This is a genomic window from Flavobacterium sp. PLA-DH12, assembly GCF_059511845.1.
The window spans coordinates 193,725-209,119 of the sequence record NZ_JCAMPD010000010.1 but is presented as its reverse complement, the minus strand read 5'-3'; the positions used below and the strand labels follow the sequence as shown (position 1 = coordinate 209,119).

The 15,395-nt window shown below is 35.3% G+C and carries 11 protein-coding genes; 9 read left to right on the top strand and 2 right to left on the bottom strand.

Annotated features, from left to right (window positions below; translation table 11 throughout):
- Positions 1-35: 35 nt before the first annotated feature.
- The 7 genes from ureG to AC5ZCW_RS18805 all read left to right on the top strand — a co-directional run bounded on the left by ureG (position 36) and on the right by AC5ZCW_RS18805 (position 7,416).
- Positions 36-674 carry an urease accessory protein UreG gene (gene ureG, locus AC5ZCW_RS18835; RefSeq protein WP_144213159.1) on the top strand — a complete coding sequence of 213 codons (639 nt, stop codon included), beginning with the start codon at positions 36-38 and terminating at the stop codon, positions 672-674.
- A gap of 4 nt (positions 675-678) precedes the next feature.
- Entirely contained in the window at positions 679-1,476 is a 798-nt protein-coding gene (locus AC5ZCW_RS18830) for an urease accessory protein UreD (RefSeq protein ID WP_496121239.1), read from the top strand.
- Positions 1,477-1,483: 7 nt separating this feature from the next.
- The gene (locus AC5ZCW_RS18825; RefSeq protein ID WP_496121238.1) at positions 1,484-2,182 is read left to right on the top strand and encodes a hypothetical protein; all 699 of its coding nucleotides are present in this window, start codon (positions 1,484-1,486) and stop codon (positions 2,180-2,182) included.
- Between the two features lie 34 nt (positions 2,183-2,216).
- The gene (locus tag AC5ZCW_RS18820; protein ID WP_496121237.1) at positions 2,217-3,101 is read left to right on the top strand and encodes an urea transporter; all 885 of its coding nucleotides are present in this window, start codon (positions 2,217-2,219) and stop codon (positions 3,099-3,101) included.
- Positions 3,102-3,106: 5 nt separating this feature from the next.
- Positions 3,107-5,164 carry a TonB-dependent receptor gene (locus AC5ZCW_RS18815; protein WP_496121235.1) on the top strand — a complete coding sequence of 686 codons (2,058 nt, stop codon included), beginning with the start codon at positions 3,107-3,109 and terminating at the stop codon, positions 5,162-5,164.
- Positions 5,165-5,176: 12 nt separating this feature from the next.
- Positions 5,177-5,980: a DUF2490 domain-containing protein gene (locus AC5ZCW_RS18810; RefSeq protein ID WP_343544730.1), complete on the top strand. Its 804-nt coding sequence runs from the start codon at positions 5,177-5,179 to the stop codon at positions 5,978-5,980.
- Positions 5,981-6,189: 209 nt separating this feature from the next.
- Positions 6,190-7,416 (top strand): RidA family protein, encoded by a 1,227-nt coding sequence (locus AC5ZCW_RS18805; RefSeq protein ID WP_343544729.1) that lies wholly within the window; start codon positions 6,190-6,192, stop codon positions 7,414-7,416.
- Between the two features lie 119 nt (positions 7,417-7,535).
- Here the strand turns inward: AC5ZCW_RS18805 and AC5ZCW_RS18800 are convergent, their stop codons facing one another.
- Positions 7,536-8,420: a helix-turn-helix domain-containing protein gene (locus tag AC5ZCW_RS18800; protein ID WP_343544728.1), complete on the bottom strand. Its 885-nt coding sequence runs from the start codon at positions 8,418-8,420 to the stop codon at positions 7,536-7,538.
- 252 nt (positions 8,421-8,672) lie between these two features.
- Positions 8,673-9,335 carry a delta endotoxin C-terminal domain-containing protein gene (locus AC5ZCW_RS18795; protein WP_343544727.1) on the bottom strand — a complete coding sequence of 221 codons (663 nt, stop codon included), beginning with the start codon at positions 9,333-9,335 and terminating at the stop codon, positions 8,673-8,675.
- Positions 9,336-9,940: 605 nt separating this feature from the next.
- Here AC5ZCW_RS18795 and AC5ZCW_RS18790 point away from each other — a divergent pair.
- Together AC5ZCW_RS18790 and AC5ZCW_RS18785 are read left to right on the top strand one after the other, a co-directional pair.
- Positions 9,941-13,027: a SusC/RagA family TonB-linked outer membrane protein gene (locus tag AC5ZCW_RS18790; RefSeq protein ID WP_496121232.1), complete on the top strand. Its 3,087-nt coding sequence runs from the start codon at positions 9,941-9,943 to the stop codon at positions 13,025-13,027.
- Between the two features lie 13 nt (positions 13,028-13,040).
- Positions 13,041-15,005, top strand: a complete 1,965-nt coding sequence (locus tag AC5ZCW_RS18785; protein WP_496121230.1) for a RagB/SusD family nutrient uptake outer membrane protein — start codon at positions 13,041-13,043, stop codon at positions 15,003-15,005.
- Positions 15,006-15,395: the final 390 nt, after the last annotated feature.

Here is a 15,395-nt window from a genome sequence, read left to right as displayed (position 1 = left end):
AGAGAAAAGACTTAAAAAATAAAGAAATAAAGAAAATGGAAACTAGAAAATATGTAAAAGTAGGAGTGGCAGGACCTGTAGGATCAGGAAAAACTGCATTGTTAGAACGTTTAAGCCGAAAAATGCTAAACGATTATAATTTAGGCGTAATCACCAATGACATCTATACTAAAGAAGATGCCGAATTTATGGTAAAAAATAGTCTTTTACCAAAAGAAAAAATCATTGGAGTAGAAACGGGAGGTTGTCCTCACACAGCAATTCGTGAAGATGCAAGTATGAATTTGGAAGCGGTAGATGAATTGGTTTCTCGTTTTCCGGACATCGAATTAATTCTAATTGAAAGCGGTGGAGATAACCTTTCCGCAACCTTTTCACCAGACTTGGCCGATGTTACGATTTTCGTAATTGATGTGGCAGAAGGAGAAAAAATTCCTCGTAAAGGTGGACCTGGTATTACAAGATCTGATTTGCTTTTGATCAATAAAATTGACTTAGCGCCTTATGTTGGGGCAAGTTTAGAAGTGATGGAGAACGATGCACGTAGAATGAGAAAAGGCGCGCCGTTTGTATTCTCAAACCTTAGATCTACAGAAGGAATTGATGAAGTTATTGGCTGGATCAAGAAATATGCATTGCTAGAAGATATTGAAGAACCAAATTTAGTTCGTTAATCAAATGGTAAGTACCCTAAAAATAGAAGTAGAAGAAAGGGATGGGGAATCATTTTTAAGAGATGCATACGTGACACAGCCCTTCAGGGTTATGCCTGTTGGGCAGTATAAATCTGATGGAGCTTCGTATTTGATGATCATGAGTTCATCTCCTGGAATTTTAAGCGGTGACGTTTACGATATACAGGTGAATGTAAAAGAAAATGCTCGTTTGCAGTTGCAGTCACAATCTTATCAGCGATTGTTTAATATGGATGGGAGTGCTTCACAGATCATGAATGTCAAAATGGAAAAAGGAACTTCTTTCTCGTATGTTCCTCATCCTGTCGTGCCTCATGAAGATTCAACATTTAAAAGTCATAATAAAATTCAACTTGAAGATGATTGTGACTTGACAATAAGCGAAATTATTACCTGTGGACGTAAGCATCACGGAGAAACTTTTAAGTATGCTCATTTTCAAAACCTTTTAGAAGTTTTTCATCACGATAGACTGGTTTTAAAAGACAATGTTCTATTAAGACCAGATATTATGCCTTTATCGGCTATGGGTTTATTGGAAGGCTTTACACATCAAGGAACTTTTGTTTATCTAAACACAAGGAATGAAGATGTGAAGGAGAATATCGAATTCTTTTTTAAAGAATTGGAAGGATTGGAAAATGTAGCATTTGGAATCAGTGAATTAGAATCAAATGGTTTTGCCATTAGAATTCTAGGACATGGAGGAGAGCAAATGTTTGATTTCTTTAGAAAAGTGCAGGATGTGCTTTGGGAAGAAAAAGCAGTAATACAAATTTAAGCAGATTATGGATTCAAATTTAATAGCATTATCAATTACAGCGATCAGTATCAGCTTTTTTCATACGGCTTCGGGACCGGATCATTATTTGCCATTTATTGTTTTATCCAGATCTCGAAAGTGGAGTATGTCTAAGACCATTATGCTTACAATAGTTTGCGGTTTCGGACATATTCTGAGCTCGGTAGTTTTAGGATTTATTGGGGTTTTCTTAGGATGGCAAATCAATAAAATAACATTTTTCCAAGATTTTAGGGGCAATGTTGCAAGCTGGGCATTGTTGTTATTTGGTGCAATTTACCTTGTTTATGGGCTTTGGGCTGCTTACAAAAACAAAGCGCACAAACACTTTGACGTAATGGGAGAAGATGTATTTGTGTTTTCGCATAAACATGGAGAAGTCGTTATGCCAACAAATCGAGTAAAAGTAACGCCTTTGGTTTTGTTTGCCATTTTCGTAATGGGCCCAAGCGAACCGCTAATTCCTTTACTGTTCTATTCAGGATTGAATCGTTCTGTTGGCGAAATTTCCACAATTATTAGTGTTTTCACATTAAGCACAGTTTTAACTATGCTTGGTATGGTGCTTTTAGGAGTATATGGGTATTCTTTTTTCAAAACAGAAAAGCTCGAACGTTATACGCCAGCAATTAGCGGAGCAGTAGTTTTAGCATGTGGTGTCGGGATGGTCTTTTTAGGCTGGTAATTCAATTAATTTTTATTTCTAGAAGTATACACAAATGAAAAAAATAAAATCAATAGTAGAAACAGTGCTTAAGGGCATTGGACAAATCATGCTTCAAGAAAGTGCTTGGACAGGATTATTATTTTTAATTGCGATATCTTATGATTCGATCCTGATGGGAGTTGCAGCTTTGCTGAGTTCTATAATCGGTACCGCGACAGCAAAAATATGCAATTTTAGTGATGAAAATATAAAGGCAGGTTTATACGGATTTAATGCAACGCTAGTAGGAGTAGGATTAGTTTTCTTCTTTGAAACAAGTCCGTTAATATGGTTTTTACTTGTTTTAGGATCTGTACTAAGCACATTGCTAATGGAATTTTCGATTCGTAAAAAGATTCCCTTTTTCACCTTTCCTTTTATTGTCATCACGGTAATTGCTGTTTTGAGTATTCAGCACTTTGGATTAGCAGTTGCAAGAATACCTGCAGCTAATGTAGAGATGAAGGAACTTGAAGATTTTGCTGTAGCTGCGCATGCTTATAGTGAAGTAATTTTTCAGGGAACTATCGCTGCAGGTTTACTGTTTTTTATTGGGGTTTTTCTCAATAATCCTACAGCAGCTTTATACGGATTCCTAGCGGCAGTAATTGCAGCAGCAATTGCGCATTTTGATCAAGATTCTGTAAAATTAATAGAAGATGGAATGTTTAGTTTCAATGCTGTTTTATGCGGAATTGCATGCAGCGGAACAAAACCAAGAGATGGATTATATGTATTGCTATCAGTAATCATAGCAACGTACTTTGATATTTTTATGATGCATAACGGATGGATTACACTTACGTTTCCATTTGTATTATCGATGTGGGTAATTGTTTTCCTAAAAAAAATAGTAGGCCGTTTTGAAAATAAAATGGCAATTGTAGAAGAAAATTAATAATAATGAGAAACAAACTTTTTACAGCAATTGTAATAGTATTGTTAGCGGTGCAGAATGGATTTGCTCAAGAAGCAAATAAGCCAGATGCAAAAAAAATAGAAGTAAACAAATCAGAAGCAGATACAATGCATCTGAGCAAAATAGTAATTAGTAATATCGACTTCAGGAAGCATATAATGAAAGTCGATTTAAAAATGTCACCCGTAAATTCTGCACAGGATCTATTGCGAAAAGTTCCTGGACTTTTTATCGCTCAGCATGCTGGAGGAGGTAAAGCAGAACAAATATTTTTGCGAGGTTTTGATAATGATCATGGAACAGATATTAGCGTTATGGCTGACGGAATGCCTGTAAACATAGTATCACATGCGCATGGTCAGGGATATGCTGATCTGCATTTTCTGATTCCAGAAACAATCAAAGATATCGATTTTGGTAAAGGATCTTATTATGCCGATAAAGGAGATTTTAATACCTCGGGATATGTCAATTTTAGCACTTTTGACAGATTGGATAATAATCTTTTTAAGATTGAAGGCGGTTCTTTTAATACCATGCGAGCGGTTACAATGCTTAATCTTTTAGATAAAAACAATAAGGATAAGAGTTTCTATGTAGCAGGCGAATTCAATTATACCGATGGACCGTTTGATGTCAAACAGGATTTTACACGCATTAATTTTTTAGCGAAGTACAGCCAGTGGATTGATGAAAAACAATATATCTCTATTTTAGGATCTACCTTTTCTTCAAACTGGAATGCTTCGGGACAAATTCCGGAAAGAGCAGTAGAAGAAGGAATTATAAGCAGATGGGGATCTATAGATCCAACTGAGGGGGGAAGGACTTCGAGAACTAATTTGGCATTAAATTATAGATACTTAGCTAGTGAAAATGAAGAGTTTTCCAGCAATTTATTCTATTCTAAATATGATTTCAATCTGTTTTCAAACTTTACATTTTTTCTAAATGATCCTGTTTACGGAGACGAGATTCAGCAAACTGACAATCGTTCTATTTATGGTCTTGAAAATAAGTATGTGCGAAGATTTGCATTTGAAAATAGCAACATGACTTGGACATCGGGAGCAGGATTCCGTTTTGATGATATCAAGGACTTACAATTAAATCATGTCTATCAGCGCGATTTATTGTTAGATAGATTATCTGATGGATCTGCTACAGAAGTCAATGTTCACGGTTATACCTCAATCGATTATAGAATAGGGAAATGGCTTATTAATCCATCAGCGAGGCTAGACTATTTAACCTTTAGTCTTCATGATCGTCTTGCTAGTTTACCTGCGGCGAAAGAAGCTTCGGCGGCTAGAGTAAGTCCAAAATTGAATATTTCGTATACACAGAACCAAAATGTGCAATGGTATATTAAGTCTGGTTTTGGGTTTCATTCTAATGACGTAAGAGTTGTAGTAGCACAAGATGGAAAAGATATTCTTCCTTATTCTTTTGGAAGTGATTTAGGTTTTATTCTGCGCCCAACAGCCAATATGATTATTCAGCCGGCTATCTGGCACATGTATTTGCAGCAAGAATTTGTATATGTTGGAGACGAGGCTGTGGTAGAACCATCAGGAAAAACACGCCGTTTGGGTTTTGATTTGAGTTTGAGATACCAACCCATTTCTTGGCTTTATTTAGACGGAGACCTAAATTATGCTCATGCCCGTTTTATTGATGAACCAAAAGGAGAAGATTATATTCCATTAGTTCCAACTTTTACGAGCACTGGTGGCGTGGCGGTAAAACTTCCTTCGGGTTTCTCAGCAAATCTTAGATACCGCTATATGGATTCAAGACCTGCTATCGAGGATAATTCAGTAAGAACACGTGGCTATTTCGTTAATGATCTTGTCTTGGCTTATGGAAAAAGGAAGTGGGAAGTAAACATGCAGTTTCAAAACATCTTTAATACCAAATGGAATGAAGCGCAATTTGAAACAGAAACCAGACTTAGAGACGAGACTAGTTCAGTATCAGAATTATGTTTTACTCCTGGTACCCCTTTCGCTGTAAAAGCAGGAATTAGCTACAAATTTTAAACTTTAGAAAATATGAAAAACGTGTCTGCAAAAAGCAAATTGCTATTGGCAGTGGTCATTTTTGTGGTCACATTTAGTAAATCATACGCACAATTAAGTCCACCAGGTTTAGGAGAAGGAAAAAACGCAGCTTGGTTTGCCTTTGGAGTTAGACAGTCTTTAGATTCACTTAAACAGAAAGAATCGACAACTTATGTTGGCTATGGATTAAAGAGCAGTCCAGATGAAAACAATCCGTTTTCTAAAATGGCTATTCTGGTAATCAATGAAGAAATTTCAAATCGCTATAAAAAGAATTGGGAATACTCTTATGCGTTAAGCTACAGACGATCTAACAATTACGACTCTGAGGCACCTTATGCGGAATTGAATCCTGCAATTGAGCAGGAATTTAGATTATACGGACGCTATTCTTATATCACAGAAGGGAACGGATTGAAATGGAAAAATACGATAAGACAAGAGTTTAGGAAATTTTTTAATCCAGATTTCAGTAATGCCGAAGAGAATTTTCAGTTGCGTACTCGCCTCAAAACACAGCTAAGCCTAGATTTAGGTAGCAGTAAAACGCATCATATTATAGGCGGAGCAGAGGCGCTTTTTGCCATAAGCAAAGAAAATGAACCCGAGAAGGAATGGTCAAAATTTGATTATAAAGAAAGCAGGTTCACACTTTACTACTCACTTACACCACATGAAATTCCATTTATTTTCGATGTAGGCTATATGTATAACCTCATTGGTAAAGGATCTGATATTTCAGACGTGAATTATTTGGCCTTAGATATAATTTGGAAAAATCCTTTTGGGGCATGATAAACTAATAGAAAGATTTAGTGCTTAACACATTTTGTAAAATTATTTTAAACACATAGAAACATAGTTTTTGTAAACTCAAAAAAAAGGCGTTTCACTAATTTCAATACACATAGAGCTATGTGTTAAAATTAAATCTTACTCAATATCACTCAACTCATTAGTCCACAAAAAAAAAGTAATAATTAAAACAGAAAAACAAATAAATTATGAGCGAAATTAAAAAGAACTCGAGAAATACTGAAAATGCGCCAAAAAGCCCATTTTCAACGCAAACCGTAGCGTTTTCTCATTACAACAATTTTTCGGCGCAATTGCCTATTGATCCTAAAACGGGAGAAATTGTTAGTGGCGATATTAAAGAGCAGGCAAAACAATGTTTGACAAATATTCAAGCAATTGTAGAAAGCATTGGTCATGTTATGGATGATACAGTAAAACTAACTGTTTTCTTAAAGAGTATTTCTGATTTAGAAGCAGTAGATGAAGTGTACAAAAGATTCTTCAAAAACAATCTTCCAACTCGCACAACTGTTGCTGTAGAAGCTCTTCCACTAGAAGGAGCTTTAATTCAAATCGATGCACTTATTTCAAACGGCGAGGGAACAACTCCGCAAAAAGCTTTAGATCTTATTAAAGTGACCAGAAATACAGAAAACGCACCAAAGAGCATACATGCACATAATGTTGCATTTTCTCACTACAGTAATATTTCTGCACAATTGCCTATCGATCCGCAATCTGGTAAAATTGTTGCAGGTGGCGTAAAAGAACAAACTGAACAGTGTTTAGAAAATATTAAAGCTATTTTAGAAAGCATTGGACACGTTATGAATGATGTGGTTAAAACTACCGTTTTTCTTAAAGACATTTCTGAGGCTGAAGCTGTAAACGAAGTTTTAGCAAAATTCTTCCCAAACTATGTTCCAGCTAGAACAATTGTTAGTGCTTCTGCTTTGCCAATGGATGCTTTGGTGCAGATTGATACTGCAGTCTCACATGGTGACGGAACTCCTCCGCAACTTCCAGAAGATGCACGTTTTTTAGTTATTGAAGCAAATAACACAGAAAACGCACCAAAAGTTCCGTATTCGCATACAGTTGCTTATTCACATTACAATCATATTTCAGGTCAATTGCCTTTGGTTTCAGAAAACAATCAAATAGTTGGAAGCGGAATTAAAGAGCAAGCGGCACAATGCTTAAATAATATCAAAGCAATTGTAGAAAGCATCGACCATAAAATGGATGACATTGTTAAAATAAACATTCAATTAAAAAATATTGAAGACCTTGATGCTGTCAACGAAATTTATACTTCATTTTTCAGCGGAGATTTGCCTGCAAGAACGGTAATTGGAGTTTCGGCAATTCCTGTGGATGCTTTGATCCAAGTTGACGCTGTTGTTTCTAACAGCGAAGGTACGCCAGCTTAATTTATCAGCTAAAATTTATATTTTTTAAGTAGAGTCTTTTTTAGACAAAAAACGCTTATAACAGGATTTTTAAACATCCTGTTTAAGCGTTTTCTTTTTTTATGAATGAGTTGTAAATCTTAATGCTTTAAAAACTGTGTTCGATAGTCAGAAGGTGATTCTCCTGTCACTTTTTTAAACATACGTGAAAAATAAGAAGGCGATTGAAAATGCAGCTCAAATGCGATTTCTGCTATTTCTTTCGAATTATCTTGTAAAAGAATTTGGCTGTGTTGAATCGTAATTTCGTTTATCCATTGTTTTGGGGCCTTTCCAGTAGTCTCTTTAACGCATTTGTTTAAATAATTGTCTGATATTTTTAATAGATTGGAGTAATAATCTATGTTTTTATGTTGAATATGGTTTTTCTGAACCAATTCCCTAAACTGAAAAGAGATAAAACTTGCACGGCTAAGTGATTTATTGTCTGTGTTTTCTGTTCGTATAATTTTTAATAATGCAGATTGAAGAAGAGATGTAGTGATTGCATTAATATGTTCGGTTTGGTTCAATTCTTCTTCCAGTAATTCAAATAAACGGATAAGCCAATTAATTTGGTTAGGATTTAAAATAGAGAAAGGGGAAGTGTAAAAAAAGTTTAGATCACTTGTAGTCAACGCAATTTCAGTGATGACCTCGTTTTCATAAATAACAAAAAATCCTTCAACATCATCTGATAATTCTAAGGTTGCCGTAAAATTCCCTTGTTTAATACTAAGCGCTTGGTTCGCATTAATTTCAAAAACGGAAGTTTCTAGCTGTTGTTTTACAAATCCTTTTGTAACAAAAATTAGAAAGTTGAAAGTGGTTTGATATGGATTAACTGGTATTACAATTTTCCTTAAATAGTTTTCAATTCGGTACAATTGTACATTGGAATTATTAAAGAGATTGTGAGTGCTTATATCGGGAAGAAAGAACTTCTTGTACTCATAATTACTAATTAGCTTAGGGCTATTTTTCATAGAAACCTCATTTTATAATATAGCTCCGGATGTAAAATGTAGAGATTGCGATACGGAATTAAAAATTAGATTTTAAAACTGTTTTTTGCAGTTAAAATCAAGCCACTAAGATAAGCTTTTTTTTCGGTTTTTAATCTTATATTATTTGAATTTATATCATATAATCCTTGTATTCACGGTCTTTTTCTTGCTTTTTTAAGTTAGCCTTGGAATAGTTTTTTGCAATCTTTTACCATCCATGGTTGTAAACTTTCAATAAGGCGTAAAAATGAGATAATCTAAGTTCATATTGCCGTTCTCAACAATATGCAATGTTACAAGCTGTTTGCCTTTTTTTAGCGTTATGTTTCCAATATTTCCCGAAAAGTTCCAATGGTGCCATTGTCTCCATGCTACAGGATCTTTATCGTCGTGAGTTGAAGTAATTTTGATATTTCCTGTGGCATCTTTTCCATTTACATCAAAAGATAGTACGCCGTCTCCATTTGCGGTATATTGAAGACCTATTTTATATCTCCCGGTTTTCTTTACCTCAACAGTGTAGTTAATCCATTCTTTAGGCTGAGTCCAACCAACATAAAGTTGTTTTAGTTTCACGGGAACTTTACTATATGGAGTATCGTCGATACTGTCCGATTTAGTATATGAAATATCAACACCTTCATTAATTCTAAATTCGTTAAGAGGATTTCCATTTACAGGATTAAGTTTTCCGCTTCCATTATTGACACTATCCAAATCAAAGTAAGCGACTCCCTGTCCGCCTAGGTCATAGAATTCACATTCTATTTTTCCTGGAATTTCCTGCACTTTATATGCGTTAGATTCTTTGGAAGGCTGGCCATTAGAAGAAAGAAGATAGCATCCTGCCAAGAGAGATGTAGAAAAACTAAGTGCTAATAATGTTTTTTTCATAGTTTTTATAATTAGAAAAAGAGACTTGTAAGATAATGATATTGAGTAAGACAAAAAAACTGAGTTGCTTTTTATTTTATTGGCAGTAAGTATTTCTTCATCATTGCTTCCATTGAGCTCTTCAGTAGTTATGTTCACGGATACGCTTTTGCCAATGATACTTCACAATCACCATAAATAAGCAACCGATTGCTGTAATATGATTACTTAAGTGGCTTTATTGTGCAATTTTTGCATTATAATTCATTGTTGTCTGTTTTTTATTGTTTTTTAGGACATTATGATACTATAAAACTGATTTTTAGATAAATTTTTATAATAATGCTTTTTGTTTTTTCTTTAATTTTCTATGAATGTTTATTTGTTTTTTAATACATTACGCAACTTTTTATTGATTTATCATTAAATAATTTAAGTATAAAATAAGTATTATGTTTTTTTATTCTATAATTTTTGAATATTAAACAAAAAAATAATTACACAACCGATTGTTTTTTTGAAAAAAGATATATATTTGTTCAAAAACTTACTATTTATTTCTGAATAATAAGTTCAGATCTCTAACTAAACCATAAACCATATTTTAATTATTTAAATCAATTATTATGACTAACTTTTTTGTTGCAAGTCGATCAAAGCTTCTCAAATGCTTTGGTTTTTTGATCTTAATGTCTGTCTTTTCGATTCACTCGAATGCACAGACAACAGTCACAGGAACAGTCTCAGATGATAAAGGACCTATTCCAGGTGCCAATGTAAATGTAAAAGGGACAAAGACTGGTGTCAGTACAGGTTTTGACGGTACTTATTCTATTGCAGTACCTTCTAACGGAGTGCTGGTCTTTAGTTTTTTAGGTTTCACAATTCGTGAAGTCGGTGTTAATGGACAGAAAACTATTAACGTAAAATTGCAGGAGGATTCCAATAATCTAAAAGAAGTAGTTGTTATTGGGTATGGAGCCCAGCGCAAGGAAGCAGTTACAGGATCGGTAGCCTCAATCAAAGGAAGTGAAATACGTGAGGTTCCTTCTGCTAATATTACTCAGTCTATGCAGGGACGTCTTCCTGGTGTTCAAATTACACAGACCTCTACAAAACCAGGAGCTGCTATGCAGATCCGTATTCGAGGTACACGTTCATTAACAGCAGGCAATGATCCTTTAGTGGTGCTTGATGGTATTCCGTTTTCAGGAACTCTGGCAGATATAAGTCCTGAAGATATCAAAAGTGTAGACATATTAAAAGATGCATCTGCTACTGCTATTTATGGTTCTAGAGGAGCAAATGGGGTTATTTTGGTAACTAGCAACAGAGGAACGAAAGGACAAAGAACTTCTATTGCCTATAATACTTACACAGGATATAAAACCGCTGTTAAGTATCCTATGATGGAAGGACCTAAATATGTTGAATTTCGAAAATTGGCAGGTAAAAATCTTGTAAACGGAATAGATGAAGCTGATGATGTGAACACAGACTGGCAAGATTTATTTTATAGAACAGGAATTGTAACGAATCATGATATTGCAGTTACAGGAGGAACAGAAAACGGCAATTATAATGTTGGAGTTAACTATTATAAAGACCAAGCTGTAATACCAGGATCAGAATATAACAGATACTCTATTCGTGCGGCTTTAGATCAAGAAATTGGCATTTTCAAAATTGGTTTTTCTTCTAATAATAATTACAGTATAACAGATGGTGCTAGTTTGGGAATGTATGGAGTTTTAAGTATGTCGCCAATTGCAAATCCTTATAATGAAGACGGTTCGCTAAAAAGAACCGTAAAAATGCCTCAAGACGAAAACTGGGTTTATACTAAAGAAAGTATGAGAAATCTAGGAGATAAGTGGGCCGATACAAACAAAGCTTTCGGTTCTTATAATTCTATTTACGGCGAACTAAAAATACCAGCTGTTGAAGGTTTAAAAGCTCGTGTGAATCTAGGAGGGAACTACAGAACCAGCAATTCAGGCACTTATACAGGAATAGGAGTTTTTAATGCTAATCCGGACAATCCAAATGTAGCATCTATTGGAAACTCACAATCTACAAGCTGGACAGTTGAAACATTGCTGACCTATGATCGTACATTTTCTGAAAAACATAAAATAAATGCATTGGCGATGTATTCGTCAGCACAAGATACGTACAACAGTTCTTTAATTTCAAGAAGAAATATAGCAGGAGATAGTTTTCAGTATTTTAATTTAGGTCAAACTTCTACAGGTGATAATGATGATATTACTATAAATAATGGCAATCAGACTTATACTCAAAGTGGTCTTATTTCGTATATGGCTCGTGCAATGTATTCTTACGCAGATCGCTATATGATTAGCGCAACAGTACGTTCTGATGCTTCTTCTCGTCTAGCGCCTTCTAATCAGTGGCACACTTATCCAGCATTTTCAGCGGGTTGGAATATTAGTAAAGAGTCTTTCATGAAGAATGTAAAGTGGGTAAATGCTTTAAAACTTAGAGGAGGATATGGTCAGACTTCAAATCAGTCCGTGGCACCTTATGCAACTTTAGGTTATTTAAGTACAAGACCTTATAATTTTGGAGCAAGTAATGCCACTGGTTATTACGTTTCCACTCTTCCTAATCCTAATTTGGGATGGGAGTATTCTATCACGTCAAATTTCGGATTAGATTTTTCTCTTTTTAATAACAGGCTTTCAGGAACAGCTGAGTACTATACAACAGATACAAAAGATCTTTTGTTGAGCGTTAATCTTCCTGTAACTTCTGGAGTTAGTTCGTATGTAGGTAATGTTGGATCAACTCAGAATAAAGGTTGGGAGTTAAGTCTTAATGGTGTAATTCTAGACAACTATAATGGATGGACTTGGGATGCAGGTGTTAACATCTATAGCAATAAAAACAAATTGGTATCTCTTGCTTCGGGCATGACAGAAGATCAGAATAACTGGTGGTTTGTTGGAAAACCGCTTAATGTAATTTACGATTATAAAAAAATAGGACTCTGGCAGACCGATGCTGAGGCAAAACAATATGAAGGACCTGCAGGTCAAGCTGGAATGGTAAGAGTTGCTTATACTGGAGATTATAATGCTGATGGAACACCTAAGAGATTGATTGGAGCAGAAGACAGACAGGTGTTAAATGCAGATCCAGATTTTCAAGGTGGTTTTAATACAAGAGTGGCCTATAAAAATTTTGATATAAGCGTTGTAGGTCTTTTCCAGAGCGGAGGTATTTTAAACAGTACACTTTACGGTTCTAACGGTTATTTAAATATCAATGACGGAAGACGCGGACAAATTGATGTAGATTACTGGACGCCTGAGAATACCGATGCTCAGTTTCCAAAACCAGGAGGTCCTACAGAAAGTAATAATCCTAAATACGGTTCTACTTTAGGGTATTTTGACGGATCATTTGTTAAGTTAAAAACTATTACCCTTGGTTACAGTCTCAATAAGCAATGGATTAAAAGCGCTGGAATGGAAAAGCTGAAACTTTACTGTACTATTCAGAATCCGTGGGTAATTTATTCACCTTATCATAAAGTATCTGGATTAGATCCTGAAACTAATTCTTATGCAAACGACGCTTCAAATATGGCTGTTGCCTATTCAGGAAACTTAAGCCGTTTGTTAACTGTAGGTTATAACACGCCTCAGTCACGCAATCTGATTTTGGGACTTAGTATAATTTTTTAAACAGAAAACAGCAATGAAACATATTCAAGTAAAAAAATATATTATAACAGCATTTGCTTCAATTTTTCTGGCAGGATGTTCAGATAATATATTAGAAGAAAATCCTAGAGCTATTTTTACCCCAGATTATTTTTCTACTCCAGAAGGAGTAATGGGAGGAATAACATCAATGTACGGCCATTTGAGATATATGTATGGTAGCGGTTATTTTTTAAATACCGGACAGATTGCAACCGATGAATCTACATGGGGACAAAACTCAGATGGGAATGTTAAAAATCTTGACTTCTCTGGAGTAGGAGTAATTAATGCCCAAACAAGTAATACTGGTATAGTCTGGGGGAATACTTTTCCTAATATCAATACGGCAAGTGGTGTAATTGAAAACGCTTCCAAAATTGGAACCATTTCTCCGGCTCTGATTGCTGAAGCAAGATTTTTTAGAGCTTTTGACTACTTCTTATTAGTCCAGACTTTTGGAGGTGTGCCATTAGATTTGGGAGCAGGAGAATTGAGATTTAATTCTTCTACAGTAAGAACTTCTGTGCGAAATACGGTTCCAGAAGTTTATAGCAAAGCGATATTTCCTGATTTAAGACAAGCGGTTGAAGACTTGCCAGTAACAGGACGTGTGACTGGAGGTCTTACTAAAACTGCTGCACGTTTTTATCTTGCCAAAGCATACCTGACATTTGCATGGTGGCTAGAAAATCCGAATAATATCCCTACTTATCCTTTAGCCGATCGCAAAGATTTAGATGGACATGATGCAGCTTGGTATTATCAGCAAGCTTATAACGTTGCAGTAGAAGCGATAAATAATCCTGGACCTTTCGGATTAGTGTCTTCTTTTTACGAAGTAAGTGTTGGTAAAAATGACCGCAATAAAGAAATGCTGCTGTATGCAGATCATACAGAGACCAGTTCTCTTTATAACGGAGGTGACATCGGCTATAGTGGCGGAGGTTTTAGCACAGATTATTTTGCAGGATGGTTTGGTCAGTTTAATTATACTGGTGTAAGAAGTTCTTCAAGCAGCACCGGTTGGGCTGCGGTAAGTTCTGTGCAACGTGAAGCAGAACAGCATTTAGGAAGACCATGGACGATGCTTGCGCCTCCTATTGAAGTGTTTAAAAAGACATTTGCCGATAAAACAAATGATTCTAGATATGACGGAACTTTCACCACAGTATATCGTGGAAACTGGGCGAAAGCAGGAATTACTTCGCCAGTATTGTATAATGCCAATTATCTTCCTATTTCAAACGGAGATCCAGTTCTTACCTTTTTAAATAATGATACCCCAGGTATTGATTATTCTAATTCTGTATTTAACAGTTCAATTGGAGCAGGTGTGCTTCCTGGAAGAGCAGATTTTGTAATTGAGCCAAGCGTAATCTCTAGAATATGTTATCCAGGAAATTGGAAATTAGGCCCATATCGTACAGATAATGGAACAGGTTTAGGATCTCCTAATGGAAGCAGTACGCGTCCGTTTCCAATAGCTAAATTCTCGGAGTTGTATTTTATAGCTGCAGAAGCCGCTGTTAAAGGTGCTGCAGTGCAAGGAGGAAAAACAGCAAGAGATTTGATTAATGTTATTCGCGCTCGTGCAGGAAAATGGACTTTTGATAATAATGGCAATAAAGTTAAAACACAGGACAACAGTGCTGCGATGACGGCTGCTACTCCTTTAATTATTGATATTGATTATATTCTTGCAGAACGTTCTCGTGAATATTTTGGAGAAGGCTATAGATGGTATGATCTCGTACGCACGCAAAAATGGACCCAATACGGAAATTCATTTTCAATTGCGGGAGCTACTAATCCAAACGATTGGAAAGATCATAGCGTTAAGGTGTTTACAAGAACAATTGCTCCTGAGAATTACCTTCGTCCAATACCAACAAGCCAGCTCGACGGGATGCAGATGACGCCTGAAGAAAAAGCAGCCTATCAGAATCCTGGCTATTAATATTTTTTATAATAGGTTAGTTTAAGTTAGTTGAAAATAGATATTTTGAAATTGAAATGTCTATTAAGTAAAAGCATTAACGGCAGTTTGCCGTAAAAGAAGCCGAGAAGGAGTATTGTAAATAGATCTCATTGGCTTTGTGAAAATGCTTTTTAAGCAGGAGCAAAAGTTTATCTTTTGCTCCTTTTTATTTTATGTGAATTTAAAGCAGTTGAATTAGTTCCGCCATGATAAAAGTTTAAATATTAAAAAGTCAAAGAAACTCTCTTTGTAATCATTTTCGTTGCTCCTTATTCTTTCAAATTACTAATTATGCAATTCAATTTAAAATTGTTGTACATTTATGTAAGGTTTCATCTATGTTTTTTATGAGTCACTTATTCTGCATAA

Bases quoted from the DNA above. Each gene is read 5' to 3' on its own strand.
- ureG (WP_144213159.1), top strand. From the start codon at position 36: ATGGAAACTAGAAAATATGTAAAAGTAGGAGTGGCAGGACCTGTAGGA.
- AC5ZCW_RS18830 (WP_496121239.1), top strand. From the start codon at position 679: ATGGTAAGTACCCTAAAAATAGAAGTAGAAGAAAGGGATGGGGAATCA.
- AC5ZCW_RS18825 (WP_496121238.1), top strand. From the start codon at position 1,484: ATGGATTCAAATTTAATAGCATTATCAATTACAGCGATCAGTATCAGC.
- AC5ZCW_RS18820 (WP_496121237.1), top strand. From the start codon at position 2,217: ATGAAAAAAATAAAATCAATAGTAGAAACAGTGCTTAAGGGCATTGGA.
- AC5ZCW_RS18815 (WP_496121235.1), top strand. From the start codon at position 3,107: ATGAGAAACAAACTTTTTACAGCAATTGTAATAGTATTGTTAGCGGTG.
- AC5ZCW_RS18810 (WP_343544730.1), top strand. From the start codon at position 5,177: ATGAAAAACGTGTCTGCAAAAAGCAAATTGCTATTGGCAGTGGTCATT.
- AC5ZCW_RS18805 (WP_343544729.1), top strand. From the start codon at position 6,190: ATGAGCGAAATTAAAAAGAACTCGAGAAATACTGAAAATGCGCCAAAA.
- AC5ZCW_RS18800 (WP_343544728.1), bottom strand. From the start codon at position 8,420: ATGAAAAATAGCCCTAAGCTAATTAGTAATTATGAGTACAAGAAGTTC.
- AC5ZCW_RS18795 (WP_343544727.1), bottom strand. From the start codon at position 9,335: ATGAAAAAAACATTATTAGCACTTAGTTTTTCTACATCTCTCTTGGCA.
- AC5ZCW_RS18790 (WP_496121232.1), top strand. From the start codon at position 9,941: ATGACTAACTTTTTTGTTGCAAGTCGATCAAAGCTTCTCAAATGCTTT.
- AC5ZCW_RS18785 (WP_496121230.1), top strand. From the start codon at position 13,041: ATGAAACATATTCAAGTAAAAAAATATATTATAACAGCATTTGCTTCA.